Origin of the sequence: Pseudomonas sp. NPDC088890, assembly GCF_044900155.1 — a bacterium.
Classification (GTDB): domain Bacteria; phylum Pseudomonadota; class Gammaproteobacteria; order Pseudomonadales; family Pseudomonadaceae; genus Aquipseudomonas; species Aquipseudomonas urmiensis.
The window spans coordinates 482,258-508,730 of the sequence record NZ_JBJDNG010000002.1 but is presented as its reverse complement, the minus strand read 5'-3'; the positions used below and the strand labels follow the sequence as shown (position 1 = coordinate 508,730).

The following is a 26,473-nucleotide window of genomic DNA, read 5'->3' as shown; positions in this document are numbered from 1 at the left end:
TTAGCCCACTTCCACAGGGCCTGTGAACCTTGTGGGTCTGGCCTCTTCTCCGGTTAGCCCACTTCCACAGAGCTTGTGAACCTTGTGGGTCTGGCCTCTTCTCGGATTAGCCTACTTCCACAGGGCTTGCGGTGAATCTTGTGGGTGTGGCCTCTTATCGGGTTAGCCCACTTCCACAGGGCTTTTGAACCTTGTGGGTCTGGCCTCTTCTCGGGTTAGCCTACTTCCACAGGGCCTGTGAACCTTGTGGGTCTGGCCTCTTCTCGGGTTAGCCCACTTCCACAGGGCCTGTGAACCTTGTGGGTCTGGCCTCTTCTCGGATTAGCCTACTTCCACAGGGCTTGTGAACCTTGTGGGTCTGGCCTCTTCTCGGGTTAGCCCACTTCCACAGGGCTTGTGAACCTTGTGGGTCTGGCCTCTTCTCGGGTTAGCCCACTTCCACAGGGCTTTTGAACCTTGTGGGTCTGGCCTCTTCTCGGGTTAGCCCACTTCCACAGGGCTTGTGAACCTTGTGGGTCTGGCCTCTTCTCCGGTTAGCCCACTTCCACTGGGCTTGCGGTGAACCCTGTGGGAGCGGGCTTGCCCGCGAAGAGGCCGGTACAGGCAACAGCTACCTGACGCCTAACTCAGAACGCCAGACCTACCTTGACACCAAACTCATCGCGCTTGAGCTTGGTGTTATCGGCTACCGGCGAATCCTCATCGAGCTTGTACTCGGTGCGGGTGTAGTAAACCCCGGCATAGATCGGCATGCCGCCTTGCTGGTTCATCAGCAGACTGACCTCGGCATACGGGTTGGTGCGGTCCTTCATGTCGACAGTGTCGCTGCCAAAATCATCCACCTTGAGCTTGGCGCGGCCATCGATCGTGTGCCGTGCGCCCACTTCAACGCGCAGGGTCGCGGCATCGAACTGATGGTTGTAGCCCAGCGCAGCCTTGGCGAACGGCGACTTGTAGGTCAGCTCGGTGTCCAGGTCGTTGAGCTCAGGCTCAAAGCGCGACCAGTCATAGCCACCGCCGACGGTGATGTCGACGAAGTTGCGCGCATCCAGCGCGGCGCGCCAACCCAGGTCGAGGTCGATCTGGGCTTCCTTGAGCTTGTTGTCGTTCTTCTTGCCATATTTGGCCTCGGCGCCAACCTGATAGATCAAGCCGGACTCAGCGGTCATCTTGTTGCCGAAGTTGGCGAACACACCGCCCTGGCCCAGGTGATCGGTCTCGGACTGCGAGCCGCCCTCATACTTGAACTTGTCGTAGCTACCCAGCACACCGAAGGTGAACAGTGGATCGGTGCTTGGCGCGGCAGAGGCCGCCAGGGGAGCGCCCAACAGGGCAAGCAGGCAAGAGTGACGCAGCAGATTACGGGTGGACATTCGCGGAAGTCTCCATGACGTGAATGTTGATGGGAATCGCTCGCTTCGAGGCACGCTGAATGTGAAAAGTTCGAAAAAAAAACAGTAAAAACTCATAAGCCTGTGTCCCATCACAGAAATTTCCTACTGCGTTGCGTTGACGCCCCCTGCATTCGGTGGTCAGATGCGCGCCAGTTTCAGGTGTCCTGCGCCGCCGTGCGCAGGGTGAAACGGGAAGCCGGTGCGTCGTGTTCACGACAAGTCCGGCGCTGCCCCCGCAACGGTAAGCGAGCGAAATCTTCGACAGACCACTGTGCGTATGCATGGGAAGGTGAAGGTTTCTTGATCCTCGCAAGCCCGGAGACCGGCCTGAAGCTTCAGTTGGCAAACCCGCGGTGGGCGGGCGCAGGCCGGTTTGCGCGTGCGCGCCTGCGCCCGTGCGTGCTCGTCTTTGCGTTGTTTCCACCGGGAACCATTTCTTCCTGCAGCAGTGGAACGACATGTCCCGTACAAGCAAGCTTCACACCCTGGCGGCCTGCCTGGCCGTTTCCCTTCCGGCCCTGGCCGATGAACCTGAACGCGCAGTGCTGGCCCTGCCTTCGACAGCGATCACCGATGTGCGCGACGAACCGCGCGTCGACCTGGCCACGCCGACCCAAGCAGGCTCACGCCTGGGCCTGAGCGCCCTGGAAACCCCGGCCAGCACCAGCAGTGTCAGCGCCGAACAGATCCAGCAACGCAGCAACCTCACCGTGCAAGACGCCGTCAGCCGTTCGCCCGGCATCACCTTCATCGGCAACCCAGGCGATGGCGGCACCGCGCTCTCGGCACGCGGCTTTACCGGCCACGGCTCGGTAATGACCCTGTTCGACGGTGCCCGGCTGTATACCGGCGCAGGCACCCAGACCTTCCCGGTCGATCCGTGGATGGTCGAGCGTATCGACGTGATTCGTGGCCCTGCCTCGGTGCTGTATGGTGAAGGCGCCACCGGTGCGGTGGTCAACGTGATGCCGAAAAAACCCTTCGCAGGCGAGATCCGCAATCACCTGCGCCTGGGCTATGGCTCCTGGGACCGCACCCAGCTTGGCCTGGACAGCGGCGGCAGCCTGAGCCAACGCCTGAGCTATCGGATGACCCTGAACCAACAGCAGGGCAACGGTTACGTCGACCGCGGCGACTCGCGCAACCTGGCCCTGAGCGCCGCGCTGCGCTTCGATGCCACGGACGATTTGAGCTTCACCCTCGCCCACGAGCGCGGCGATGCCGAGCCGATGAACTACTTCGGCACGCCGTTGATCGACGGTCATTACCGCGACAGCCTGCGCAAGAAAAACTACAACGTGCGCAACGACGTGCTGCGCTATCACGATGAGTGGACGCGCCTGAACACCGACTGGACCCTCAGCGACAACGTCAGCGCCAGCAACCAGCTGTACTACATCAAGAGCCGTCGACACTGGCGCAATGCCGAGAACTACAACTGGGACGCAGCCCAAGGCCAGCTGCTGCGCAATGGCTTCCTTGAGATCAAGCACAACCAGGAGCAGATCGGCGATCGCCAGAGCTTCACCTTCGACCACTCGCTGTTCGGCCTGGCCAGCAAGACTGTGGTCGGCGCCGAGTACAACAAGATCCGCTTCAAGCTCACCAACAATGCGCCCTACAATGACATCGGCGGCGACTACATCGACCCGTGGGCCCCAGCGCCCGGCTGGTTCGACAGCCAAAGTCCGCTGCGCCCGCGCACCCACAGCACTACCCATACCTTCGCCCTGTTCGCCGAGAACCGCACCCAGCTGACCGAGCGCCTGTCGTTGGTCACCGGGATTCGCCGCGACCAGAACCACATCGACCGCGACAACCTGCTCGACGGCAGCCGCAGCGACCGCAGCCTCAATGGCGGCAACTGGCGCGCAGGCCTGGTGTTCGCCGTGACCGACGACCTGTCGCTGTATGGCCAGTACTCCACCAGCGAGGACGGCGTGAACAACCTGGTCAGCCTCAGCCCGACGCAGATGGACTACGACCTGACCGAGTCCAAGCAAACCGAGCTGGGCCTCAAGCAGCGCTTCTGGGACGGCCGCGGAGAGTGGACCCTGGCGGCGTATCACATCGTCAAGAAGAAGCTGTTGGTCGACAACCCGATCACTCACGAGCCACAACAGGCAGGCCGGCAAAGCTCAAACGGCCTGGAAGCCAGCGTGGAACTGGCCTTGGCCAACCAATGGCATGTCTCGGCCAACGCCTCGCTGGTGCGCGCCAAGTTCGATGACTTCGATGAAGTGGTCGCAGGGGTGGCGGTGGACCGCAGTGGCAACCGCCCGGACAACGTGCCACGGCGCAGCGCCAATGTGTGGTTGAGCAAAGGCTTTGGGCAGGCGCTGGATGCCGGTGTTGGCCTGCGTTATGTCGATGCGCGGTATGCCGACACGGCCAATAGCAAGCGCATCCCGGGGTATACCGTGGTCGATGCCAACCTGGGCTGGCAGGTGCTGCCAGATGTGCGCCTGGGGCTACAGTTGAACAACCTGCTCAATCGCGATTATGTGGTGTCGGCGTACAGTGGCGAGCAGTGGTTGCTGGGGGCGCCGCGCTCGTACTTTGCGACGGTGGATTACAGCTTCTGATCGTTTGAGACAGTGCTGACGTCATCGCGGGCAAGCCCGCTCCTACAGAGGGCGCCGTTGGCCCTGTAGGAGCGGGCTTGCGGGCGATAGCGCCTGTCGCATCTCACCAACACCAGGCCCGCACAAAAATCCCTATCACTCGCAAATCGAATAGTTATAAGATAACGTTTCATTTGATATCCATTCCTGCCTGCGACCCCTCCCATGACAAGCGCCAGCGCCACCCCCACCCTGCTCACCCAGCGCCTGCAAAGCATCGATGCCCTGCGCGGCCTGGTAATCGTGTTCATGCTCCTGGATCACGTGCGTGAAACCTTCTTCCTGCATCGCCAGGTCAGCGACCCAATGGCCATCGACGCCACCGACCCATCGCTGTTCTTCAGCCGGACCCTGGCTCATCTGTGCGCGCCGGTGTTCGTCCTGCTGACCGGTCTTTCAGCCTGGCTGTATGGCGAAAAATACCAGGGCCGGGGCGATGTCTCGGCGTTCCTGTTCAAGCGTGGGCTGTTTCTGGTGGTGCTGGAGTTCACCCTGGTCAACTTCGCCTGGACCTTCCAGCTGCCACCCAGCGTGATCTACATGCAAGTGATCTGGGCCATTGGCGTGAGCATGATCGCCCTGTCGCTGCTGGTCTGGCTGCCACGCCCTGCCCTGATCGCCCTGGGCGCGCTGATCGTCGCCGGGCACAACCTGCTCGACGGCCTGCACTTCGCGCCTGGGTCGTGGATGCATGTGCCGTGGGCGATCCTGCATGATCGCGGCTGGCTGGAGTTTTCTGACAGCCTGCGCCTGCGCACCTCGTACCCGGTTCTGCCGTGGATTGGAGTAATCGCGCTCGGCTATGGCCTGGGGCCATGGTTCGCCCGCAGCAGCGATGCTGGCGAGCGACAGCACCGGTTGTTGCTAGCCGGTGCGTTGGCCCTGTTGGGTTTCCTCGTACTGCGCATGCTCAACGGCTATGGCGAAGCGCCCTGGAGCAGTTACCCGACGCTGACGCAAACGCTGATGAGCTTCTTCAACATCACCAAGTACCCGCCGTCGCTGCTGTTCCTGACCCTGACCCTGGGCGCCGGCCTGCTGCTGTTGCGTGGTTTCGAGCGCGCCGGGCAGGCACGCTGGATCAGCGTGCTGGCGGTGTTCGGCGCCGCACCGATGTTCTTCTACCTGCTGCACCTGTACGTGCTCAAGCTGCTGTACCTGGCCAGCGTGGCCCTGTTTGGCCTGAACCACGGCGATTACTTCGGCTTCGACAGCATCGGCGCGGTGTGGCTGGCAGCGCTGCTGCTGGCGGTCTCGCTGTACTTGCCAGTGCGCTGGTTCGCCCGGCTCAAGGCACGCCGACGCGACATCGCCTGGCTCAAGTACCTGTGAAAAGCGTTTCACCCGGCGGCCTGATGGTCTACCATGCCGCCCGCCGGTTTCCACCACGGAAATAATAGGGAATCCCCGGCCTGCCCTCACGCAGGTCAACTGGAACTGCCCCCGCAACTGTAGGTGCCGAGCCCGCTCCATCGATGCCACTGGATCCGCTGATCCGGGAAGGCTGGAGCCGGGCGCAGACGCATCAGTCAGGAGACCTGCCGGCCTACATATTCCAACCGGCGGGGTGTCCGGGATGGTCATCTCCACCCTTGCCAGGGTGTGGCCTGTTGCCTTGCGCAACGGGCTTGGCGATGCCTGTCCGTGCGTTCATTCCGTGAACTGTTCGATAGGAGATCGCCCCATCATGCTGCCTCGTTTCGCCGCCCTGCTCGCCGGCCTGAGTCTGACCGGCCTGGCCCAAGCCGCCGCCACCCACTACCCGTTGACGGTCGACAACTGTGGCGCACCGCAGACCTTTGCCCAGGCCCCCGAGCGTGCCGTGACCATCGGCCAGGCGGGCACCGAGATGCTCTACGCATTGGGCTTGGGCGACAAATTGGCCGGCACTTCGCTGTGGTTCAACAATGTCCTGCCTGAGTACAAAGCGCAGAACGACAAGGTCGAACGCCTGGCTGACAACGACCCAAGCTTCGAGGCCGTGGTCGGCAAGCGCCCGCAACTGGTGGCGGTACAATTCGAGTGGATGGTCGGCGCCCAGGGCGTGGTCGGCACCCGTGAGCAATTTGCTGAACTGAACATTCCCACCTACCTGCTGCCCTCCGATTGCGAAGGCAAGGACAACCTGGTCGGCGCCGACGGCACCCGCCTGCAACCGTTCCAGATCGACAGCATCTACAAGAGCGTCAGCCAGCTGGCCGAGATCTTCGACGTGCAAGCGCGCGGCAGCGCACTGAATGCCGAACTCAAGGCGCGCCTGGACAACGCCAAGCAGCAGTTGGCCGGCAAGGACCTGTCGCACACCTCGGCGCTGTTCTGGTTCTCCAGTGCCGACCTGGATATCGACCCGTACGTCGCCGGTCGTCAAGGCGTGGCCGACTTCATGCTGCAAACCCTGGGGGTGCGCAACGTGGTCGAGTCCACCGAAGAGTGGCCCACGGTCGGCTGGGAAACCCTGGCCAAGGCCAACCCGACCTGGCTGATCATCGCGCGCATGGACCGTCGCCGCTTCCCAGCCGATGACTACCAGAAAAAGCTGGAGTTCCTGCGCAACGACCCGGTCACGCAGAACATGGATGCGGTCAAGCAAGGGCGTATCGTCGTTCTCGACGCCGACGCCATGCAGGCCGGTATTCGCCTGTTCCGTGGCCTGGAAACCCTGTCCAGCGCCTTCGCCTCCGGTAAAGCCGCGCAACCATGATCCGCCTGCTGCCCTACACCGCCCTGGCCCTGGCCGCGCTGTTCGCGGCCCTGTTGGCGGGCATCGCCATCGGTGAGACGCCACTGTCGCCAAGCGTGGTCTATCAGGTGCTGGCCAACCAGTTGTGGAGCGCGGGCTACCCGGTCGACCCGATCGATGCCGGCATCATCTGGAACTATCGCCTCACCCGCACCCTGGTCGCCGCGGCGTGCGGCGCCGGGCTGGCAACCTGCGGGGTGATCCTCCAGGCATTGCTGCGCAACCCGCTGGCCGAACCCTATTTGCTGGGTCTATCGGCCGGGGCCTCGACCGGCGCGGTGGCAGTCGGCCTGCTCGGTCTGGGCGGTGCGGCGCTGACGATGTCCGGTGGCGCCTTTATTGGCGCCCTCGCCGCCTTTGGCCTGGTCTTGCTGCTGTCGCGTGCCAGTGGCCCCAGTAGCAGCAACGCCCAGGTGATTCTTGCCGGTATCGCAGGCTCGCAGCTGTTCAGCGCGCTGACAGCATTTCTCATTACCAAGTCGGCAACCGCTGAACAGGCGCGGGGCATTCTGTTCTGGCTGCTAGGCAACTTAAGCGGTGTGCGCTGGCCTTCGGTGTGGCTGGCGTTGCCAGTCGCCCTGCTGGGGCTGGCGGTGTGCTTGTGGCATCGGCGCGCCTTGGACGCGTTCACCTTTGGCGCCGACTCGGCTGCCTCGCTGGGCGTCCCGGTCCGGCGCACGCAATTGCTGCTGATCAGCTGCGCAGCGCTGGTGACCGCCGTGATGGTGTCGATCGTCGGCGCCATCGGCTTTGTCGGGCTGGTCATCCCGCATGCCCTGCGCCTGCTGCTTGGCCCCGGGCATAGCCGCCTGCTGCCGGCCAGTGCCCTGGGCGGGGCGCTGTTCCTGATCAGCGCCGATATCCTCTCGCGCACGCTGATCAGCGGCCAGGTGATTCCGGTGGGCGTGGTCACGGCGCTGATTGGCGCGCCGGTGTTCGCGTTGATTCTGGTCAGCCGCAGGGGGCGCCCATGACGGTAATGACAGCCTTGCAGGTGGCGCCGTTGTCCTGCCTGGGCCTCAGTTTGCGCCTGGGCGGGCGCACGGTGCTGCAAGCCATCGACCTGGCAGTGATCCCTGGCGAAACCCTGGGCGTGGTCGGCCCCAACGGTTCGGGCAAGTCGACCCTGCTCAAGCTTCTGGCCGGCTTGCTCAAACCCACTAGCGGCACGGTGCAATTGCTCGGCGAGCCACTGGCGCACATGCCGCGGCGCCGGGTTGCACAGGGCCTGGCCCTGGTCGAGCAACAAGCCGACACCAGCGACGCCATCAGCGTCTACGATGCTGTGGCCCTCGGCCGCACGCCGTGGTTGTCGGCCCTCGCGCCGTTCTCTAAAGACGACCGCAGCATCGTCGAACAGGCTTTGCTCAACCTCGATGCGCTGCACTTGCGCGAGCGCCTCTGGCATAGCCTGTCGGGCGGCGAGCGCCAGCGCGTGCACATCGCCCGCGCCTTGGCGCAACGACCGCAGGTGCTATTGCTCGACGAGCCGACCAACCACCTGGATATCCAACACCAGTTGAGCCTGCTGCAACAGGTGCAGGCGCTGCCGGTGACGACCCTGGTCGCGCTGCACGATCTCAACCAGGCACTGACCTGCGACCGTCTGGCAGTGCTCGACCAGGGCCGTCTGGTCGCGCTTGGCAAGCCACTTGAGGTGCTCACCCCTGAGCGTCTGCTGAGCACCTTTGGCGTGCACGCCCACTACCTCACCGACCCTTACGACGGCGCGCGCATCCTGCGCTTTCGCGCCCCCTGAACCTGGAAGTTCTCGCCATGCTGTTGCGCCCGTTTGCCCTGCTGCTGTCCAGCGCCCTGCTCGCCCCGCAGGCCTTGGCTGAAGTCCATGAAGTGAAAATGCTCAACCGTGGCGCCGACGGCGCAATGGTCTACGAGCCAGACCATCTGCACATCGCGCCGGGCGACAGCGTGCGCTTCTTGCCTACCCATGGGCACAACGCAGCCAGCATCGCCACCCTGCTGCCCACCGGTGCCGAGCCGTTCAAGAGCAAGCTCAACCAGCCCGTCGAGCAGACCTTCAGGGTACCGGGGCTGTACGGCATCCAGTGCATTCCACACCTGGCCATGGGCATGGTCATGCTGATCCAGGTCGGCGAGCCGACCGGGCACACCCAGTCGCTGCCAGACAACCTCCCCGCCCGCGCCAAAGCCCGTCTGCAGGTGCAACTGGAGAAACTGGAGGCCGGCCGATGAGCCCTTTGCTACGCATGACCCTGGCCCTGCCCTGGCTGGGCATCAGCGCCCTGGCCGCGGCTGAGTCTGCCCAGTCGCAGTCCAACGGCTTTGTCCAAGACAGCACCTGGAGCCTGCTCAACCGCAGCGTGTTCGACCAGCGCGACTATCGTCATGGCGCCAGCAACAGCAGCGCGCGCAACGCCTACAAGCCGCGCAGCGAACGCAGCGGTAAAGCCGAGGAATGGGCCTACGGCCTGATGGGCAGCGTGCAGTCCGGCTTCACCCAAGGTTTGATCGGCGTCGGCGTCGATGCCCATGCCTACCTCGGCGTGCAGCTCGACAGCGGCGGCGGTCGCGCCGGCAAAGCGCGCCTGCTGGGCGTGGACAACCAGGGCCACCCGAAGAACGAGTACAGCCGTGGCGGCGCGGCGCTCAAGCTGCGCCTGTCCAACACAGTGCTGTCCTACGGCGAGCAGCGAGTCAAGACACCCGTTTTCAGCTCCTCCGACAGCCGCCTGCTGCCCGAGACCGCCACCGGACTGTTCCTTACCAGCAACGAGATCGAAACCCTCAAGCTGGTCGCCGGGCATTTCACTGAAAGCACCGACCGCAACGCCTCCAGTCACGATCAAGGCTTCGTGGTGAATTACTCCAATGCACGCAAGGGCAACGCCTTCGACCTGGCCGGTGCGGTGTGGAACCCAAGCAGCGCAGTCAGCGCCAGTCTCTACACTTCGCGCTATGAAGACAGCTGGAACCAGCACTACCTGGGCAGCACCCTCAGCCACGCCCTGGATGACCGGCGCAGCCTGAGCCTGGATCTCAACCTGTACCGCACCACCGACACCGGCAAGGCCCTCTCCGGGCAGATCGACAACACCACCTGGAGCCTGGTCTCGCGCTACAACCACGGCCCGCACGGCTTCAGCCTCGGTTGGCAGCAGGTCGATGGCAATACCCCGTTCGACTATGTCACCCGCGGCGCGATCTTCATCAGCAACGCGGTGCAGCTGTCCGACTTCAACGCCCCCAACGAGAAGTCGTGGCAGGCGCGCTATGACCTGAACATGGGCGCCTATGGCGTGCCCGGGCTGAACCTGACCGCGCTGTATGTACGCGGCTTCGATATCGATGGCAGCCATGTCGATCAGCGTGGCGGCTATGCATACCTAGGCTATGGCAGGGGCGGCAAGCACTGGGAGCGTGATCTGGAAGCACGCTACGTGGTGCAAAGCGGCAAGGCCAAAGGCACTGCGTTCTCGCTGCGTCACAACGTGCATCGGGGCAATACCGCGCAGGCCGAGCTGGATGCCGATCAGATTCGCTTGGCGGTCGAGTTCCCTTTGACGGGTGGGTTCTGAAGCAGCGCTAGCTTAGCGACAACTGCATATGGGTGGTACGCCAAAGGGGATCCTGTTCGATATCGATTATCTCGAACCCCTGGCGCTCCCAGAAGCTGATCGCCCCCGGCAAGAACGGATGAGTATGCAGGTACAGCAGCTCGACCCCGGCGTTCACCGCGCATTCGCGCAACGCCTGGAACAGCGCCTGAGCCAGACCACAGCGGCGATAGTCCGGCAGGACGAACAACCTGACGATCTCCACCGTTTTCACCCCGCGATAATCGAGTTGGGCAAAGCGCTGGTCGTAAGGCAGATAGCCAATGGCTGCGACCAACCGGCCTTGATCACGGGCAATGAGAAATTGCCCTTCGCCGTGCAGATAGGTCTCGGCGAACCTGGCCAGATCGGTGGGCAGTGGCGCACTGCTGAGCATCGGGAACAGCTCGCGGCGCGCCTGATTGACGAAGGCCACCACCTCCTCGACAGACGCCGGCTGCGGTGCGTGGATTTTCCAGCTAGGCATGACTCAGAGGACCTTGCAGACAAATTGCAGGTCATCATACGCGAACACCGAGTGCGTCCTTAGGTACAGCTGATAGGCCTGCTCCATCTGCGCCGCATCCTGGCCATCTTCGAAGTACGCCTCGACCATTTCCTGCGGGCGATGAAGCCGTGCTTTGTTCAGCACGTAGCGTTCGGCGATGTCGTCGTTGTTTCGGTACTGCACCCTGCCGTTACGCAGGATGTTGCGCAGCAGATTCCATTCGTAGAAATAAATGCCGTCCAGTTCATAGAAATTCAGGAATGGCAGGTTGTGCAGCAAGACGAAGTGGCTGTTGCTCGCATGAGCGGCACCAAGGCCTAGCTGGGTAAGCTTTTGGCGAATGCTGGGTTCGCCAAGGTTTTCCCTGAGCACCGCCAGCTGCCTGTCAAAACCATTACGAAACGCAGGATTAGCCATCAATCGACACTGTTCGGAGAAGTACACCGGCAGCTCGGACACCTTGTACTTGACCTGAATGAAGTAATACAGGTCCTCTTCCAGATCCTGCAAAACCAGATCGATGTCATAGCCCAATACCTTTGCCCCGGTCTCGGCCTTGAATCCCGCATGGATGGCGTAGCGCGGATCATCAAGGTCACGCAGGTAATTGAAGACATAATCGACCTCAAAGCGCTTACCCAGATCACCGGCAAAGCGTTTGTGCAGCAGCTGGCCGATCAGCTTTTTCACGCCATACTTGAGTTTCACCGGCCCTCGCTGATACTGCTCACCGCGTAACTCGACGAAGCTGTTGGCGCTGTCAAGGGTGGCGTGGCGCCCCTGCAGACAGCCGTTGATCAAGTCCAGCGTCGCAGCGCTCACATGCTGGCGAATCTCCTGAACCGGCGTAGAGGCTCGCCCCAACATCGCATTGAGCTCTAAGTGCGCAGCAAAATAGACCACCTCGCGCATCAAGCCATACTGCGGGTCAGCCTGCATCGATGGCGATACGTAATCGACATGCAGGGACAGGCACTTGTCCATCACCACGTTGATCAGCTGCTGCTTCAATGGTGCAGGCAGGTACTTGCGCAGCTGCAGCACCTGAGCGACATCCATCAGCATGCGCATGTCGCTGAACTTGGTGTTTTCCTCAGTGATCTCAGAAAGCCAATAGGCTTTCAGGCGGCGTTGCAGTTCAAGGGTCGGGGTGATGTACAGCACCTTGCCGCGCAACTGGGCTTGCATCATGCCGTGGGCGATCAAAAAGTACAGCTCGCTCACATAGTAGGAAAGCCACAAGCGGCCATTACGCAAGATAGCCAGGTTATGTTCCTCACGCAGTTCCAGGCTTTCGGCGACCCGGTTGCAGGTGTACTCGAGCTTGGCGAAGGTATGCGCCTTTCGCACCTGATCAAGGCCCTGGCGCTGCTCGGGGCTCAAGGCCTGCGGGTCGATATTGACATGGACCAGCGAGAAGTACTTTTCTACCTCGACAATGTACCTTTCGAGCACGTGCTGGTCGGCGACCGAGTGATCCTCGAACAGCGTGGCAGGTAGCGATTGCCTGGCGGCTCGCAGCCCGTGCAGCAGCTTTTCCAGCACAAGCCCCGCCACTTGCTCGGCGCAGATCAGCCGACGCAGGCAGGGCACCTGGTACAACAACCGGGTCGACCAGCGTATCGCCGGACGCGCAGCCGTCATCGCGTCAAGTTGCTTCATCGGGTTGTGGAGAAAGTCCAGCAACGGCCGCTCGACATTTTCATACTTCACCTGAGTTCACTTCTCCTTTGGGCCGAAGTAACAGCGGTCGAGGCTGCCTTTGCCGAAGTAGCGCTCGTACTCCTGCACAGCATACAGATCCATCATGCCGGCAATGTAGTCGGTGACCAGGCGCTTGCTATCGCCCTTCACGCAGCGCAACTCTGGAGGCAGGAGCATGTTGTCCTTGTTGTAGGTCTTGTCGGTGTATACCTCGAACAGCTTGCGGATGACCTGCTCGCCACGCTTTTCGTAGAGCTGGACATCCTTCTTGCGCAAGATGGCTTTGAACAGCAGTTTCTTCAGGCCTTCGGCCAGCTTGGCGTGCTGCTTGTAGCCCAGCTTGCCGCCGACCAGGCCGATGTCTTCGCAGAGGATATTGACGATCTTGGAGGTCAGTTCCTTCTTCAGCACCATCGCGTACTCTTCCGACGAGCCCGAGCGATGGGCTTGCATGGCATCTTTCACGACCTCGTCCGCCAGGTCCTGAAACGTGCTGTAGGCGCCGCAGAAGTCTTCGCTGATCTTGAACTCGTGCAAGATCTCGCCAAGGCTGATCAACCCGAAACTCAAGGCATCTTCCAGATCATGCGCGGCGTAGGCGATCTCGTCGGCCAGGTCCATGATTTCGGCATCGATGCTTTTGACGATCTGCACATCGTGCTTGGTCAGCTCGCCAGTTAAAAACGCATGATCGTCGTCATAGAGAAATTTCTTCGGGTCGTCTTGGCGCAGATGGAAGTACTTGGTCACCCCCATCAGGGTGCGCACATTCAGGTTCAATCCGTCGTAGGCATGGTGCTTGCGCTCCAAGGTGCGCAGGATGCGAAACGCCTGGGCGTTGCCTTCATAGCCGCCACAGCTCTGGCAGAGCTCATTGAGCACGGTTTCTCCGTGATGGCCAAACGGCGGGTTGCCGATATCGTGGGCAAGCGCTGCGGCTTCGGCGACCACCGTGTCCTTGAGCTCCAGGTCGCTGGCGATCGAGCGGGCGATCTGCGCGACCTCAAGGCTGTGGGTCAAGCGATTGCGATTGAAGCGCCCGGCGTCGATCCACAGCAGCTGCATCTTGCCTTGCAGGCGACGGAACGACGAAGAATAGAGAACCCTTGCATAGTCGCGCATCAGACCCTGGCGACCGCCAGAACGGCCATCGTTGTGCGAAACCACCCGGTATTCCAGCCGCGATACCCGCTGTTCCTGCTCGCGGGCATAGTCTTTGACATCTTTCTCGTACATGGGCTCATCCTTAGCTAATCAATCAAACCGTAGCGTGCCAATCACGCTGGCATGCGAAAAGGCAGCCGCGATGCATCACAGGCGGCCACATCACGTTCGAACTGCGCTTGGCTGTAATCGCGTGGGTAGTAGGAAAAACACTTCAGATCAAAGTAGTCGCTTTGCGTCATGTAACGCCTGGACAATGCCAGGCTCTCAAGCTCGGCCTGCTCGGAACTGAGCTCAGCGCTCAGGTGCATCTGGGTCACGCCACCAGCCTGGGCACTGGCAGGGTCAACCGGCGATGCGCCGAGCACACGCAACTCTTGTAGAAAATCTGCGCAATGGCTGTTCGGCCCATAGACCACCACCGGCCCCACCGACAGGCCTTTGAAGTACTGGGCATGGGCATCCAGCCAGCGCCGCGTTTCATCCAGCGTGCGCGCCGTTTCACCGGCATACAGCAGCACGTTGAGCTTGACCCAGATGCCATGGCTGGCGCAGGTTTCGAGCAACTCGCTGGCCGCGTCGAGATAGCGCTTTGGCTCAGGCGCCTTGTTCATGTGCCTGAGCTGCTGCAGCGAGGCCGACTCAAGCCCCAGGTCGATCACTTTCATGCCCGCGGACGCCAGAGCGGCCACAGCGTTGGGCTTGACGCTGTCGACCCGGCTTTCGCAGCGCCAGGTGACATCGATGCCCGCGCGTTGCACCTGCTCGGCAAGCTGCTCGGCCCAGCGTCGCTTAGGCACCAAGTAGGATGATTGAAAGTACGGGCGCACCGTTTGATCACCATAGTCGGCGATGATGCGTTGCAGCTCCTTGACGATCAGCGCTGGCGCCTTGAGGTCTTCCAGGGGTATCGCTCGCTCTTCGCAGAACGCGCAGCCGCGGCCACAGCCGCGAGAGGTTTCAATGCTTGGCTGGTAGCGTGCGTAGCCCTCGACCAGGCGATGATTCAGCCCGCAATCAGCGGGCGCCTGCCAACGCCCCTGGAAGTCCAGCAGCTCGGACAGGAGCGGCTCGCCTACCCCCTGAACGATCAGATCCGCGTGCGGCAGCAATCCCTCCAGCCAAGCCTTGTCCGGACCTGTAACCCAGCGTCCACCGACCACAATCCGTGCACCCCGGTCGGCACGCTTGACTGCCTCACAGAAAAGACGCGACCACTGCAGGGCATAGAAACTTGGGATCGACAGCAGCACCTGGGTATCAGCACTGATCCGTCCCTGCTGGTACAGGCGCTGTACCAGCGCCAAGGGGTGTTCATGCTCGCCATGCACCATCAGCGTATCCAGGCCATTGACTTCACACAGCGTGGCCAGGCCCAGGGCACCGTAGTTCAAGTACAGTTGCCGTCGCGCCAACGGGTGATCGCGTTTTTTTGGCTGCAGCAGGCCGGCAGAAACAAACAGCACAGAGCGCTGGCGGCCCTGTCTGGCAATCAGCCGCGCACCGTCAGCGCCACCGAGAATGGTTTGCTTCATGCTTCGGTGCCGCACCATTCACAGGTGTCATCGAGCGCGCAGTCGCTGGCGCCTTCGACTACAAGAATTTGCCGGTTTGGCCCTGACTGCTCGTCCTCGCGAATGCACGCCTCGCACAGTATGACCATCGGATACTGCTCCGATGTCCGATCAGCCAGCATGTCGCCCTGCACCATGCACCTTTTCATCGCGTCTCTCCCCGATTGCCAAAGAAGGGCCTAACCCCCTGATTCCTGGCCTATTCAGGTGGATACGGGCAGGTCGTGTCAAAAACCATGCGTTTAATCCAAGCCGAAAAAAAGGCCTGATTCCGACAGGCTGGCGTGTGCTGCTAGCGAGGAAAAAACCGGTAAACTGCCCGCCTCTCCCGCGCCCAAGGCCTGCCTGTCGATGATCCGCCTGCCCAAACTGCTGCTGCCCCTGCTCCTGCTCGGCGCCCTCGCCGCTTGCGACCAGAAACCGACTCGTGAAGCGCAGATCCTTGCCAAGCTGCCACTGCAGGATGCCTATGAGCACAACATCGGGCGCATGGCCGCGTTGCTCGCCATGACCCATCCGCAGGTGCCGCAAGAGCAGATCAAGGTCGTGCTGCGCAAACACCTGACCGTCGAAGACCAACGCAACGACCTGTTCAAGCTGTACAGCGAAAAGAACTTCAGCGATGCCGAGTTCGACACCATCGTCCAGGCCACCCAGGATCCAGCCAAGGCCAAGGCACTGGGGGAAACTGCCGAGGGCAAGCGGCTGAGCGAGAAGCTCACCGGGCTGATGCGCGAAAGTGCCCGGGATGAAAAGGTCCAAGCGCTGGCGCAGGAGCGCATGCAGCAAGTGGAAGATGAATTGAACCAGAGCCAGTGACTTCGGAGCTCTCTGAAAACCGCTGCTCACGCGCCCCATCAGTTTTTTCTTGTTTCACCGTCCACGTAGCTGCGATGGCGCAGAGCGAGTAAGGTTATTGCTCGCTCTGCCTGTCAGTGAGGTCAGGATTGCCACACGCCAAAAAAGGACTGCGCCTGGATCTGCGCACACTCATCCTCGTGCTCTCGGCGCTTACCGCCGTGCTCATGTTGCTGACCAGTTACTTCGCCAGCTACAGGGTGCAGCGCCAGCTGTTGATCGACCACTCACTGGAGTCCAACCGGGTGTATGCCGCAAAGCTTGCGGCGATTACCGACACCTTCCTGGGCAATGGCCTACAACAGCTGAGTTTCAGCGCCGGGGTTCAAGCGTTGCAACTGAACCACCAGGCAGCGCTGCTGGAAGAAACCGAACGTTTGCTGCGCCAAAGCAGCGCCTTCAACTCAACGTTCGTCATCGATGCCCAAGGCGTGCTGCGCGCGGTTTCGCCCGCCTCACTGCGCCACTTGCTCGGCTCCAAGGTTCATTCTCCAGGCTCGCAAGAGGCATTGCGTGAACGCCGGGCGCTGGTCTCCACGCCGTTCCTGTCATCCGCCAACAATCTGGTGGTGGCGCTGTCGCAGCCGATGTTCGACAGCCAGGGCAATTACCTGGGCTATGTCGGCGGCAGCCTGTACCTGCGCGAGCACAACATTCTCAATAGCTTGCTCGGCCGGCACTATTACCAGGACGGCTCCTACCTGTATGTCGTCGACCGCAACCGGCGCCTGCTCTATCACCCTGATGCGCAGCGGGTGGGCACGGTAGTCAACGGCAATGAACTGATCGATCAGCTCGCCACCCTCAAGGACGGTACCCGTCAGCTGACTAACAGCGTCGGCGTGCAGATGCTGGCCGGTTTTGCCACAGTGCCCAGCACTGGTTGGGGCGTGGTGGCGCAACAGCCGTTGGCGCAAACCATAGCGCCGCTGCGCCAGCTGATCCTCAATGTGATCTTTATCTCTGTCCCGCTGGCGCTGGTCGGCAGCCTGTTGCTGTGGTGGCTGGCGCTGACCATCACCCGCCCGCTGTGGCAGTTGGCCGCCGGCGCGCGGGCACTGGACCGCGCCGAAACCGCAGAGCGGCTGCACCGGGTCAAGGCTTGGTACTTCGAAGCTGCCGAGCTCAAGCGCGCCTTATTGTTTGGCCTCAATCTGCTCCAAGAGCGCATCGGCCGGCTCAACCGCGACGTCCAGACCGACCCGCTGACCGGGCTGGGCAACCGCCGCAGCCTGGAGTTCAGCTTGTCGCTGCTGGAGGCTGAGGGGCGTGATTTCTCGGTCATCGTGATGGATGTCGACCACTTCAAACGGATCAACGATGGTTTTGGCCACGATGTTGGCGATCAGGTGCTGCGCCGCTTGGCCGAGCTGATGCGCCGCTGCTGCCGCGAAGGTGATGTGCTGTGCCGCACAGGCGGTGAAGAGTTCCTGATACTGCTGCCCGGCGCGCCGCTGGAAATCGCCAGTACCGTCGCCCAGCGGTTGCGAATCTGCGTACAAGACAGCGCAATTGCACCCGTTGGCGGGGTGACCGTTTCGCTGGGTGTGGCGCAGTGGCAGGCCAGTGGCGCTGAGCAACCTGCAACTACCCTAAGCAAGGCCGATCGGGCGCTTTACGCAGCCAAGCGTGCTGGGCGCAATCAGGTGAGCGTAAGCCAAGCTGACGATTGACCGCCGTGCGGCACAATGTAACAAGGCTTGTCTTAATACTGTCATGTTTCCTTCATAGGATTGTCCCTGATCTGACATTTTCAGCGCGCCGTCCGAGCGGCGCATCTCAGGGATGAACTGCACCATGCGTCGTGTCGTATTCAATCAGAAAGGTGGCGTCGGCAAGTCCAGCATCGCCTGCAACCTGGCTGCGGCCAGCGCTGGCGAAGGTTACCGGACGTTGCTGGTCGATCTCGACCCCCAGGCCAATGCCACCTACTACCTGACCGGGCTGGCCAACGACGACATTCCAGCCGGCATCGCCGACTTCTTCCGCCAAACCCTGTGCGCCACGCCAGAAGGCAAGAAGAACCGCGTCGCGATCACCGAAACGCGCTACGCCAACCTGCACCTGATCACCGCCAGCCCTGACCTTGCCGAGCTACAGAGCAAGCTTGAAAGCAAGTACAAGATCAACAAGCTGCGCAAGTTGCTGGTGGCGCTGTCAGAGGACTACGAGCGGATCTACATCGACACCCCGCCTGCGCTTAACTTCTACACCTTCAGCGCCATGCTGGCGGCCGAGCGGCTACTGATCCCGTTCGACTGCGACAGCTTCTCGCGCCAGGCGCTGCTCAGCGTCATGGCCGAGGTTGAGGAGCTGCGCCAGGACCACAACGCCGCGTTGCACGTCGAAGGGATCGTGGTCAACCAGTTCGCCGCACGCACGGCGTTGCACCAGACGCTGGTCGACCAGCTGCGCGCTGAAGGCCTGCCGGTGCTGCCGGTGTACTTGAGCACTTCGATCAAGATGCGTGAGTCGCACCAGGCCTCAGTGCCATTGGTGCACCTGGCGCCGGGGCACAAGTTGTCGCGCGAGTTCGTCGATTTGCTGGATGTGCTGGAGCGGGCCGCCTGATGGATTGATCCGCGCTTGTCCCGCGATTGGGCCAGCGCAGGCAGCGCAGCAACTGCGACAATCGACCACATCCATTGCAGCGCCCATAGAATCCACCCAAGTGGTAGATTCCTCGCCATGAAAACCACCCGCCAGACGCGTTCGCTGACTGCCTGGGCGCTGTATGCCAGCGTTCTGTTCAGCCTATTGCTGTGTGGCCTGCACCACGGCCAGATGAGCGGATTGCGCCTGGCTGGGCTGGAAGGTGGTTTCTGCTCGATCACAAGCGAACATGGCCCGGCCATCGACCTGGATCACGCCGGCGGCGATCAGCACATGGCCCAGCTCGACTGCCCGGTGTGCTCCTCGTTCGCCCTCGCCGTGCCGCTGACCAGCAGCGGCTGGTCGTTCAGCCGAGTGCAGGGCAATGCCCCTTCACCCATCGTCGTGCGCAGCTGGGCACAACCGCCACCGCGCTACCTACGCCCTGCCATCAACCCCCGCGCCTCCCCCGCCGTGTTCCCCGCAGCTGCAACCTTCGTCTGACCCCGTTCGGGTACGCTTGCCCGTGCGCGTGCGGTCAGCCATGACCTTTGCGTGGAACCTACAACAACATGATCCGTAATACCTCCCTGGTGCTTCTGGCAAGCACCTGCACCGTCGCCTGGGCGGTCCACTCGCCCGTTGAACTCAGCGCCACCACCATCGATGCCGAGCGCGCCGCGCCTTCCGGGGTGCAACTGGACGAGCCGATCCGCACCGGTTCCAAGCTGGGCCTGACCGCCCGGCAAACGCCGGCCTCGGTGAGTGTCTCGGACCGGCGCGTGATCGAAGAGCGTGGGGCCAAGGACACCCAGGACGTGATCAACGCCATGACCGGCGTGAATGCCTCGGCCAACCCCGGTTACGGCGGTTTCGTCGCCTACCGCGGCTTTACCCAAAACCAGGTCACCCAGCTCTACAACGGCATCAACCTGGGCTACAGCAGCGCCACCCGGCCGGTGGACGCCTGGGTGATCGACCGGGTCGAGCTGATCGGCGGGCCGTCATCGTTCCTGCATGGCGCAGGCGCCGTGGGCGGCTCGATCAACTACATCACCAAGCTGGCCAGCCGCGATGAGCAGATCATCGATGGGCGGATTCGCTATGGCAGCTTCGATGACGCGGAAGTCGCTTTTGGCATCAACCAGGCGCTGGCCAGCAACCCGGCAGACGCCCATCACTTCCTGCGCCTGGATTTCAGCCGTGGCCACAGCAACGGCTACATCGACCGCAATGAGCGCGACACCGACAGCCTGGCGATATCCCTGCTCAGCGACCTGAACCCTAACCTGACCCACACCCTCGCCTTCGAGTACCAGCAGGACAAGGAACGCAGCCCCTACTGGGGCACGCCGATTCTGCCAGGTCGCAGCACCATGAAGATCGACAACAGCCGCCGCTTCGAGAACTACAACGTCGCCGACGGGCGCTATGAGCAGCGTGTGCGCTGGCTGCGTTCGATCCTCGACTATCAGATCAGCGACAGCACCAGCGTGCAGAACACCCTCTATCACTACGACGCCCAACGCGACTACCGCAACCTCGAGCGCTACAGCTACAACGCAGACGGCAACGTACTGCGCTCAAGCCCTTATCTACAGCGCCACGAGCAAACCGTGCTAGGCGATCGTATCGAACTGCGGCACGACAACAGCCTGTTCGGCCTGGCCAGCCAATGGGCAGTTGGCCTGGACTACTCACGCATGCGCCAGGACCTCTACCCAACCTCCGGCAGCTGGAGTGATGTGGTCGACCCGGACCACTTCGACCCTGGCAGCTTCGAGGATATTCCTGGGGTCAACGCCGGCTTGACTAAACAGCGTCACCACCAGGTCACCAACCGCGCCCTGTTCGCCGAGAACCGTCTGCAACTGACCGATCGCCTGGCCCTGCTGACTGGCCTGCGTTACGACTGCCTGGATATGCAGGTAACCAACTATGGCGCCGTCACGCCAACCAGCCCGGCCTACTTCGAACGCCGCTGGGAGCCACTGAGCGGGCGCATTGGCCTGACCTACGAACTGACCCCAAGCGCCAGCGTCTACGTGCAGTACAGCACCGCCGCCGACCTGCCGGCCGGTTCACTGGCCGGGGCGACCTATTCCAACGTCGGTCTGTTCGACCTGTCCAAAGGCGAGCAATGGGAAGCGGGAAGCAAGTTCGACTTCCTCGACGGGCGCGGCGCGGCAACCGTGGCGCTGTACCAGATCGTGCGCAAGGACTTTGCCGTGCGCGACTCGAGCAATCCCAACCTGACCGTGCAAGCTGGCCAACAGACCTCGCGTGGCATCGAGTTGTCCGGCCGCTTGCAAGTCACGCCCAAGCTGCTCGCCGAGGCCAACTATGCCTATGTCGATGCGCAGTACGATGAGTTCAACGAAGCGGTCAACGGCGTGTCGGTCTCGCGCAAAGGCAACGCGCCAGTAAACGTGCCGGCCAACGTTGCCAACCTGTGGCTGACCTACAGCTTCAGCCCGGCGTGGTCGGCCGGGGTGGATGGCCGCTATGTCGACTCGGTATATGCCGACAACGCAAATACCCTCAAGGCGCCGGCCTACACCTTGTTCGGCGCGTTTGCCCGCTACCGCCTGGATGAGCACACGGCGATCACTGCGCGGGTGCGCAACCTGACCGATGAGGTGTATGCCAAGCAGGCCTATGGCTTGCAGTACTACATGGGTGCGCCGCGCACATTCGAGGTGGCAATGGATATGCGTTTCTGAGTGCTGGTTGTTGGTAGGGTTTCATCTGCCCTCATCGCGGGACCAGCTGTTATGGGGCTGCTGTGCAGCCCTTCGCGGCGGTTCGGCGCCCCGACAAGACCGCTTCCAAAGGTACCGCGCTGGCTTGGAGGTCAACGGGGTGCCTGTAGGAGCCGGCTTGCCCGCGAAGAGGCCCGTGTTGCCACCACCACACCTGCTGCCCGTCATCCGCGCTGGGCTGCAACCAGCAACATCATTGGTCGCTCCAGCTCTTCGGCCAGCGCCGGCATGGCCAGGACCTGTTCACTGCTGGGGGCGAATTCCTCTATCCGGCTGATCTGGAACCCCGTTTCGATCAGGGCATTGAGGGTACTTGCCAGGGTCCTGTGGTACTTCAGCACGCCTTTGGCGAACCAGTCGGTACGCCGCTCGCCCTCTTGCGCGTAGCCATTGACCGGCCAGGTCTTGCGCCCGTCTTGGTCAAGGCTGAAATGCGCATGCGCGGCAGCCATGTAGATCGGGTGTTCACAGGTAAACACCAGGTGCCCATCCGGGGTGAGGGACTGGTAGAGGGTGCGCAGCAAGCGGGCGAAGTCCTCGATGTAGTGGAAGGTCAGCGCGCTGTAGGCCAGCTCGAATGCGGCAGGCGGCAATTGCAGCGTTTCCAGATCGGCAATGCGGTACTCGATAGCCCTGTCCTGGGTATCACGACGGGCTCGCTCGATCATATTGTTTGAAATGTCCAAGCCCAGCACCGAAGCCGCACCATGCTCACGCAACCAGCGCGAGGCCCAGCCAAAGCCGCAACCCAGGTCGACCACCCGCTTGCCGCCAAGCTCAGGCAGCAAAGCGCGGATCGCCGGCCACTCAGGTGCACCGTCCAGGCCGAGCACCTGACGCGGCAATTGACTGTAACCTGCGAAGAAATCGGCGTTATCGTAGATGTTCTGCGCCATGAATCTGCTCCGTGCTGGTGGAAGGCAAACTCTAGCGCATTTTCGCCGCGGCTCGGTCTAGCACGCTCTGCTGCCTGGTGCGCGACCGCTAGCCAGCCTCGGCCACCGCACCAATGAAGTTGGCCAACTCCGGCGTCTGCGGCGCGGCGAACACCTCGCGTGGATTGCCCATTTCATGCACCTTGCCCTGGTGCATGAACACCAGTTTGTCCCCCACCTCGCGGGCAAAGCGCATCTCGTGGGTGACCATGATCAAGGTCATGCCCTCCTTGGCCAGCTGACGCACTACGCCGAGCACTTCGTTGACCAATTCTGGGTCGAGCGCCGAGGTGATCTCGTCGCACAGCAGCACTTTGGGCGACATCGCCAAGGCGCGGGCGATTGCCACGCGCTGCTGCTGGCCACCCGACAAACGATCCGGGTAGGCATCGAACTTCTCCCCCAGACCGACCCGTTCGAGCATCTGTCGAGCCAGTTGCCGGGCCTCGGCCTTGCTGGTCTTTTTCACCACTTGCGGCGCCAGCATGACGTTTTCGCCCACAGTCAGATGTGGGAACAGGTTGAACTGCTGGAACACCATACCGACCTTCTGGCGCAACGAGCGCAGGTCGGCGCGGGCGGCATCGAGGTATTCGCCATCAACCTCGATCACCCCATCGCTGATCGACTCCAGGCCATTGAGGGTGCGCAGGAAGGTGCTCTTGCCAGAGCCGCTGCGGCCGATGATGGCAACCACCTCGCCTTCCTCGATGCTCAGGTCGACGCCCTTGAGCACATGGTTGTCGCCGTAGTACTTGTGCAGCGCGGACACTCTAAGCAGGGGCATGCAGCCTCCTTTCCAGATAACGGGCGCTCAGCGAGAGCGGATAACACAGGATGAAGTAACCCAAGGCCACCAGGCCGTAGGTCAGGAACGGTTCGAAGGTGGCGTTGGCCAGCATGCCGCCGGTCTTGGTCAGCTCGGTGAAGCCGATGATCGAGGTCACCGCCGTGCCCTTGACCACCTGCACCGAGAAACCCACCGTCGGCGCAATGGCAATGCGAAAGGCCTGCGGCAGGATCACATGGCGCAACTGTTCAAGCCGGTTTAACGCCAGGCTGCCGGAGGCCTCCCACTGCCCACGCGGGATCGATTCGACGCAGCCGCGCCAGATCTCGGCAAGAAACGCACTGGTGAACAAGGTCAGGGCAATCGCTGCGGCCATCCAGGCTGAAACGTCGATACCGAACAGGGCGATGCCAAAGAACACCATGAACAGCTGCATCAGCAGTGGCGTGCCCTGGAACAATTCGATATAGCCCCTGGCCAGACCGCGCAAGAAGCCGTTATCGGAGATCCGCGCCACCAGCAATAACAGTCCGGCGATCCCGCCGCAGACAAACGCCACCAGCGACAGCAGCACTGTCCACTGCAAGCCGATCAGCAGGTTGCGCACGATGTCCCACAAGGTGAAATCCATTCAGCGTCTCCCCATCAGCAAGCGCTGACCGAGCCAGGCCAGCAATTGGCGCACGACAATCGCCATGACCAGGTACAGCAGCGTGGTCAGCAGGTAAGTCTCGAAGGCGCGAAAGTTGCGCGACTGGATGAAGTTGGCGGCAAACGACAGCTCTTCGGTGGCGATCTGCGAACACACCGCCGAGCCGAGCATGACGATCACGATCTGACTGCTCAGTGCTGGCCAAACCTTGGCCAGCGCAGGCTGCAGCACCACATGGCGGAACGCTTCGAAGCGGCTCATGGCCAGTGCCGCGGCCGCTTCCAGCTGGCCCTTGGGGATTGCCACGATACCTGCGCGGATGATCTCGGTGGAGTAGGCACCCAGGTTGATCACCATCGCCAGCACCGCTGCCTGCCATTCCGTCAGGCGTACGCCCAGCGCCGGCAGGCCGAAGAAAATGAAGAACAATTGCACAATGAACGGCGTGTTGCGGATCAGCTCCACATACATCCCAAACAGTGCATCGAACGGCCGCAGCCGCCAGGCGCGCACCACCGCGCCAAGCACCCCGATGGCCAGCCCGAGCACGGTGCCGACCACGGTCAGTTGCAGGGTGAACAGCGCCCCTTTGAACAACAGGTCGGCCTGGGCCAAGACCGGGGCGAAATCAAATTGGTAAGCCATCGATCAACCACTCCAGGCGCCGCTCAAAGATCGGCCGGCAGTGGCTGCTTGAGCCATTTCTCGGCATTGCGATTGAGGCTGCCATCGGCCTTGGCCGCATCCAGGGTGGCGTTGACCTTGTCCAATAGCGCCGGCTCTTGCTTGGCCAGGCCGACATACACCGGCGAGTCCTTGAGCTTGACCTTCATCACCGGCACTTTGGCCGGGTTCTTCTCAGCGATCGCCGACATCACCACGCTGCCGCTGGCGATCAGCTCGACCTGGCCGGCCAGGTAAGCGGCAATCGTCGAGTTGTTGTCCTCGAAGCGCTTGATGGTGGCGCCCTTGGGGGCCACGGCGGAGAGCTCCATGTCTTCGATCGAGCCACGGGTGACGCTGATGGTCTTGCCGGCAATGGCCTCGATGCCGTCGATGTTCGCCTCGGCCGGCCCGAACACGGCCAGGTAGAACGGCGCATAGGGCCGGGAGAAATCGATCACTGCAGCGCGCTCGGGGTTCTTGCCCAGGCTTGAGATGACCAGGTCGACCTTGCCGGTGGTGAGGAACGGAATACGGTTGGTGCTGTTGACCGGGGTCAGCGCCAGCTTGACGCCCAGTTTGTCAGCCAGCAGCTGCGCGGTGTCGATGTCCAGGCCGCGCGGCTTGAGGTCTGGGCCTACCGAGCCGAATGGCGGAAAGTCTTGCGGCACGGCCACTTTCAGCACGCCACGGGCGGTGATGTCAGCGAGGGCGTCGGCCTGGGCCTGGGGCACAGCCAGGGCACTGGCGCAGAACAGGGAAGCCAGGAACAGGGAGCGGAAGGTGGTCATGCAATAGCCTCGCGTGGGTCCGGGGTGATCAGTCCGGGTGAGCAGTGCACGGGGCATGCCAGAATGAAGAAAAACCAGTTGAAACACGCAAAAGCCGCGGCGCGACTCGGTCTTACTGGTCTGAACAGTTGCACCGTCATACGCCCTATCGGCGTCAGCGGACGCCCCGCATTCGTGCAACCGGCACAGCCTTTGCGCCAGGCCGGGGCAAGGCTTGCCAGCGCGCCTCAGAGCCCGTAAAAGGATCGGACATCGCCCCTACCGGTCTGAACAGCATGCTCGACACCCTCCCCCGCGCCGTCCCGGAGATCGCCCTGCAGGCGATCCGCAAACTGATCGAGGACGGCGGCTACCTGCCTGGCGACGCCCTGCCCTCGCAGCGCGATCTCTCCGAGCAGCTGGGGGTGAGCCGCGCGTCCTTGCGCGAGGCCTTGTCATCGCTGAGTGCCTTGGGCTTGGTCAGTGTCCAGCCGGGCAAGGGCGTCTTCGTTCAGGAACCTGCACCGCAGACGCCAACTGGCTTTAGCTGGCCCTATGCCGAACAGGTCTCGGCCGCCGATACCTTCCAGTTGCGTTATGCCCTGGAAGGCTTCGCTGCCGGGCAAGCAGCGCTGAACCTGACCGCCGATGACATCGACCGCCTGCAAGACAATGTCGACGCCATGCGCCAGGAGTTACGCGCAGGCAATTTCGAAGCAGCGGCGCGGCTTGATTTCGCCTTTCACCAGGCGCTGCTGCAGGCCAGCGGCAACCGCGCGATGCTGCATGTGATCACCGCCAGCCAGGATATTTTCCTGGAAAGCCAGAAGCTGCCGTTCATACGGCCTGAGCGTGCGATGGAGACCTGGCAGGAGCACAGCAAGATCCTGCGCGCCCTGGCGCGACGCTCGCAGGTGGGGGCACAGCGAGCGATGCAGGAGCACATTCGCAATGCTGCGTCGCGCACCGGGGTGGTGTTTTGCGTTTAAGACAGCGGTGAGCCTGTCCCGGCCTCTTCGCGGGCAAGCCCGCTCCCACAGGGGCCGCGTGGACAGGTAGAGCTTTGCTATGCCAAGGCCTATGGCGCATGGCTCTGAATACACAAATGCCTAAGATCACCGCTAACCCTGTGGGAGCGGGCTTGCCCGCGAAGAGGCCGGTGCTGTCG

The 26,473-nt window shown here is 62.3% G+C and carries 23 protein-coding genes and 2 riboswitches; of the genes, 13 read left to right on the top strand and 10 right to left on the bottom strand.

What is annotated here, in order from left to right; translation table 11 throughout:
• Window positions 1-626 precede the first annotated feature (626 nt).
• Window positions 627-1,373 carry an outer membrane beta-barrel protein gene (locus ACI2JX_RS07165; RefSeq protein ID WP_186553382.1) on the bottom strand — a complete coding sequence of 249 codons (747 nt, stop codon included), beginning with the start codon at window positions 1,371-1,373 and terminating at the stop codon, window positions 627-629.
• A 161-nt stretch (window positions 1,374-1,534) separates the two neighbouring features.
• Window positions 1,535-1,740: riboswitch (cobalamin riboswitch) on the top strand.
• A 112-nt stretch (window positions 1,741-1,852) separates the two neighbouring features.
• On the opposite strand from ACI2JX_RS07165, the gene ACI2JX_RS07160 reads away from it, so the two are divergent.
• The 7 genes from ACI2JX_RS07160 (at window position 1,853) to ACI2JX_RS07130 (ending at window position 10,315) form a co-directional block, all read left to right on the top strand.
• Window positions 1,853-3,979 carry a TonB-dependent receptor gene (locus ACI2JX_RS07160; protein WP_404689749.1) on the top strand — a complete coding sequence of 709 codons (2,127 nt, stop codon included), beginning with the start codon at window positions 1,853-1,855 and terminating at the stop codon, window positions 3,977-3,979.
• 204 nt (window positions 3,980-4,183) lie between these two features.
• Window positions 4,184-5,350, top strand: a complete 1,167-nt coding sequence (locus tag ACI2JX_RS07155) for a DUF1624 domain-containing protein (protein ID WP_404689748.1) — start codon at window positions 4,184-4,186, stop codon at window positions 5,348-5,350.
• A 27-nt stretch (window positions 5,351-5,377) separates the two neighbouring features.
• Window positions 5,378-5,579, top strand: a riboswitch (cobalamin riboswitch).
• Between the two features lie 126 nt (window positions 5,580-5,705).
• Complete coding sequence (locus tag ACI2JX_RS07150) at window positions 5,706-6,719, top strand: ABC transporter substrate-binding protein (protein ID WP_264234509.1); 1,014 nt, start codon at window positions 5,706-5,708, stop codon at window positions 6,717-6,719.
• A complete protein-coding gene (locus tag ACI2JX_RS07145) occupies window positions 6,716-7,732 on the top strand; it encodes a FecCD family ABC transporter permease (protein WP_392465015.1) in 1,017 nt (338 codons plus the stop codon). The genes ACI2JX_RS07150 and ACI2JX_RS07145 overlap by 4 nt, the downstream gene beginning before the upstream one ends.
• Window positions 7,729-8,517 (top strand): ABC transporter ATP-binding protein, encoded by a 789-nt coding sequence (locus tag ACI2JX_RS07140; protein ID WP_392465017.1) that lies wholly within the window; start codon window positions 7,729-7,731, stop codon window positions 8,515-8,517. The genes ACI2JX_RS07145 and ACI2JX_RS07140 overlap by 4 nt, the downstream gene beginning before the upstream one ends.
• Before the next feature lie 17 nt (window positions 8,518-8,534).
• Window positions 8,535-8,972, top strand: coding sequence for a pseudoazurin (locus tag ACI2JX_RS07135; RefSeq protein ID WP_404689747.1), 438 nt, complete (start codon window positions 8,535-8,537; stop codon window positions 8,970-8,972).
• Window positions 8,969-10,315, top strand: coding sequence for an OprD family porin (locus ACI2JX_RS07130; protein ID WP_404689746.1), 1,347 nt, complete (start codon window positions 8,969-8,971; stop codon window positions 10,313-10,315). Before ACI2JX_RS07135 ends, ACI2JX_RS07130 begins: the two co-directional genes overlap by 4 nt.
• Before the next feature lie 7 nt (window positions 10,316-10,322).
• On the opposite strand, the gene ACI2JX_RS07125 is transcribed toward ACI2JX_RS07130, so the two are convergent.
• Genes ACI2JX_RS07125 through ACI2JX_RS07110 form a run of 4 tightly spaced genes read right to left on the bottom strand, consistent with a single transcriptional unit; the run spans window position 10,323 to window position 15,244 of the window.
• A complete protein-coding gene (locus ACI2JX_RS07125; RefSeq protein WP_264234505.1) occupies window positions 10,323-10,820 on the bottom strand; it encodes a GNAT family N-acetyltransferase in 498 nt (165 codons plus the stop codon).
• Between the two features lie 3 nt (window positions 10,821-10,823).
• Window positions 10,824-12,554 (bottom strand): hypothetical protein, encoded by a 1,731-nt coding sequence (locus tag ACI2JX_RS07120; protein WP_404689745.1) that lies wholly within the window; start codon window positions 12,552-12,554, stop codon window positions 10,824-10,826.
• A gap of 6 nt (window positions 12,555-12,560) precedes the next feature.
• A complete protein-coding gene (gene dgt, locus ACI2JX_RS07115) occupies window positions 12,561-13,781 on the bottom strand; it encodes a dGTP triphosphohydrolase (RefSeq protein WP_404689744.1) in 1,221 nt (406 codons plus the stop codon).
• 41 nt (window positions 13,782-13,822) lie between these two features.
• Window positions 13,823-15,244 carry a B12-binding domain-containing radical SAM protein gene (locus ACI2JX_RS07110; protein WP_404689743.1) on the bottom strand — a complete coding sequence of 474 codons (1,422 nt, stop codon included), beginning with the start codon at window positions 15,242-15,244 and terminating at the stop codon, window positions 13,823-13,825.
• A gap of 390 nt (window positions 15,245-15,634) precedes the next feature.
• Between ACI2JX_RS07110 and ACI2JX_RS07105 the strand changes: the two genes are divergently transcribed.
• The 5 genes from ACI2JX_RS07105 to ACI2JX_RS07085 all read left to right on the top strand — a co-directional run bounded on the left by ACI2JX_RS07105 (window position 15,635) and on the right by ACI2JX_RS07085 (window position 21,456).
• Window positions 15,635-16,102: a hypothetical protein gene (locus ACI2JX_RS07105; protein WP_368972284.1), complete on the top strand. Its 468-nt coding sequence runs from the start codon at window positions 15,635-15,637 to the stop codon at window positions 16,100-16,102.
• Between the two features lie 128 nt (window positions 16,103-16,230).
• Window positions 16,231-17,814 (top strand): diguanylate cyclase, encoded by a 1,584-nt coding sequence (locus ACI2JX_RS07100; RefSeq protein WP_404689742.1) that lies wholly within the window; start codon window positions 16,231-16,233, stop codon window positions 17,812-17,814.
• A gap of 124 nt (window positions 17,815-17,938) precedes the next feature.
• Window positions 17,939-18,712, top strand: a complete 774-nt coding sequence (locus ACI2JX_RS07095; protein WP_368972282.1) for a ParA family protein — start codon at window positions 17,939-17,941, stop codon at window positions 18,710-18,712.
• Window positions 18,713-18,829: 117 nt separating this feature from the next.
• Window positions 18,830-19,237 (top strand): DUF2946 domain-containing protein, encoded by a 408-nt coding sequence (locus ACI2JX_RS07090; RefSeq protein WP_264234497.1) that lies wholly within the window; start codon window positions 18,830-18,832, stop codon window positions 19,235-19,237.
• A gap of 68 nt (window positions 19,238-19,305) precedes the next feature.
• A complete protein-coding gene (locus ACI2JX_RS07085) occupies window positions 19,306-21,456 on the top strand; it encodes a TonB-dependent receptor (protein ID WP_404689741.1) in 2,151 nt (716 codons plus the stop codon).
• 203 nt (window positions 21,457-21,659) lie between these two features.
• Here the strand turns inward: ACI2JX_RS07085 and ACI2JX_RS07080 are convergent, their stop codons facing one another.
• The 5 genes from ACI2JX_RS07080 to ACI2JX_RS07060 form a co-directional block, all read right to left on the bottom strand.
• Complete coding sequence (locus tag ACI2JX_RS07080) at window positions 21,660-22,391, bottom strand: class I SAM-dependent methyltransferase (protein ID WP_368972280.1); 732 nt, start codon at window positions 22,389-22,391, stop codon at window positions 21,660-21,662.
• 88 nt (window positions 22,392-22,479) lie between these two features.
• Window positions 22,480-23,217 (bottom strand): amino acid ABC transporter ATP-binding protein, encoded by a 738-nt coding sequence (locus ACI2JX_RS07075; RefSeq protein WP_264234494.1) that lies wholly within the window; start codon window positions 23,215-23,217, stop codon window positions 22,480-22,482.
• Window positions 23,204-23,851 carry an amino acid ABC transporter permease gene (locus ACI2JX_RS07070; RefSeq protein ID WP_404689740.1) on the bottom strand — a complete coding sequence of 216 codons (648 nt, stop codon included), beginning with the start codon at window positions 23,849-23,851 and terminating at the stop codon, window positions 23,204-23,206. Before ACI2JX_RS07070 ends, ACI2JX_RS07075 begins: the two co-directional genes overlap by 14 nt.
• A complete protein-coding gene (locus tag ACI2JX_RS07065) occupies window positions 23,852-24,517 on the bottom strand; it encodes an amino acid ABC transporter permease (RefSeq protein WP_404689739.1) in 666 nt (221 codons plus the stop codon).
• Between the two features lie 23 nt (window positions 24,518-24,540).
• Window positions 24,541-25,326, bottom strand: coding sequence for a transporter substrate-binding domain-containing protein (locus tag ACI2JX_RS07060; RefSeq protein WP_404689738.1), 786 nt, complete (start codon window positions 25,324-25,326; stop codon window positions 24,541-24,543).
• Window positions 25,327-25,601: 275 nt separating this feature from the next.
• On the opposite strand from ACI2JX_RS07060, the gene ACI2JX_RS07055 reads away from it, so the two are divergent.
• Window positions 25,602-26,294, top strand: coding sequence for a FadR/GntR family transcriptional regulator (locus tag ACI2JX_RS07055; protein ID WP_404689737.1), 693 nt, complete (start codon window positions 25,602-25,604; stop codon window positions 26,292-26,294).
• Window positions 26,295-26,473 lie beyond the last annotated feature (179 nt).